This window comes from Fructilactobacillus sp. X3R5C2 (assembly GCF_059901175.1).
The window spans coordinates 1-1707 of the sequence record NZ_JBWXVC010000012.1 but is presented as its reverse complement, the minus strand read 5'-3'; the positions used below and the strand labels follow the sequence as shown (position 1 = coordinate 1707).

The following is a 1707-nucleotide window of genomic DNA, read 5'->3' as shown; positions in this document are numbered from 1 at the left end:
ATTTAATACCGACAACCCAACTTTCAAAGTTATCTTTAAACACAAGATGAAGACGGTTACCCCTGACAACCCAGGAACTCCAGGACAACCAATTGATCCAAATAACCCAACTGGACCAAAATATCCTGATGGAACTAGTAAAGATAACTTAACCAAGTCAATTACGAGAACCATCCACTACGTTTACGCTGATGGTAGTAAAGCAGCTGATGATCAAGTAGAAACCGTTACGTTTACAAGAACGGCAACCTTTGACGAAGTAACTGGTAAGTTAACTTACAGTAACTGGACTTCAACTAATGCTGTCTTTGGTGAAATCAATTCGCCTGAAATTACTGGTTACACCCCTGATAAGACCAGTGTTAGTTCTGAAACTGCTACCGCTGATACACCTGACGGAAGTGTTACCGTTACCTACAATGCCAACGAACAAAAAGCAGTAGTTAACTATGTTGACGAAGATAACGGTGATGCCGTTCTTCATACTGATTACTTAACTGGTAAGTTTGGTAGTAAATCTGGTTACTCAACCAAAAATGAAATTGCCACTTTAGAAGCTAAGGGCTACGAGTTGGTATCCGACGGATACCCTGCTGATGGCTTTACTTTCAACACTGACAATCCAACCTTTACCGTTGTTTTGAAGCATAAGACTAAGACGGTTACGCCAGATAATCCTGGTCAACCGGGACAACCAGTTGATCCAAATAACCCAACTGGACCGAAGTACCCAGATGGAACTAGTGTAAATGATCTGACTAAGAACATTACAAGAACCATCCACTACGTTTACGCTGATGGTAGTAAAGCAGCTGATGATCAAGTTGAAACGGTTACGTTTACAAGAACGGCAACCTTTGACGAAGTAACTGGTAAGTTAACTTACAGTGACTGGACTTCAACTAACGCTGTCTTTAGCTCAATTGATTCTCCAGCAATCACGGGCTACACTCCAGATAAAGCAAGTGTTGGTTCCGAAACTGCCACAGCCGACACGCCAGACGGATCTGTAACCGTTACCTACAATGCCAATGAAGAACAGGCTCGTGTTCAATACATTGACCAAGACGACGGCAACCGAGTTATTAAAACTGATAGCTTAAACGGTAAGTTTGGTTCTAAGTCGGATTACTCTACTAAAGCTGAAATTGCTGATTTAGAAAGTCAGGGTTACGAGTTAGTCACTGATGGTTATCCAAATGGGTACGAATTTAATACCGACAACCCAACCTTCAAGGTTGTCTTGAAACACAAGATGAAGACGGTTACCCCTGACAATCCAGGAAACCCAGGTGAACCAATTGATCCAAATAACCCAACTGGACCGAAGTACCCAGATGGAACTAGTAAAGATAATTTAACCAAGTCAATTACGAGAACCATCCACTACGTTTATGCCGATGGTAGTAAGGCCGCTGATGATCAAGTTGAAACGGTTACGTTCACAAGAACGGCAACCTTTGACGAAGTAACGGGCAAGTTAACTTACAGTGATTGGACTTCAACGAACTCCGTCTTTGGACAAGTTGATTCTCCAGCTATCACGGGATACACTCCAGATAAGGCAAGTGTTGGTTCTGAAACTGCCACTGCTGACACACCGGACGGAAGTGTTACCGTTACCTACAATGCCAACGATGAAAAGGCTCAAGTTGAGTACATCGATCAAGACAATGGTAACAAGGTTATTCATACTGATGGCTTGAA

At 42.5% G+C, this 1707-nt stretch carries 1 protein-coding gene; it reads left to right on the top strand.

The window, feature by feature from the left end:
• Positions 1-1707, top strand: a 1707-nt coding sequence (locus AC6UD4_RS07190) for a mucin-binding protein (RefSeq protein ID WP_500694597.1), incomplete at both ends; no start/stop codon positions are given.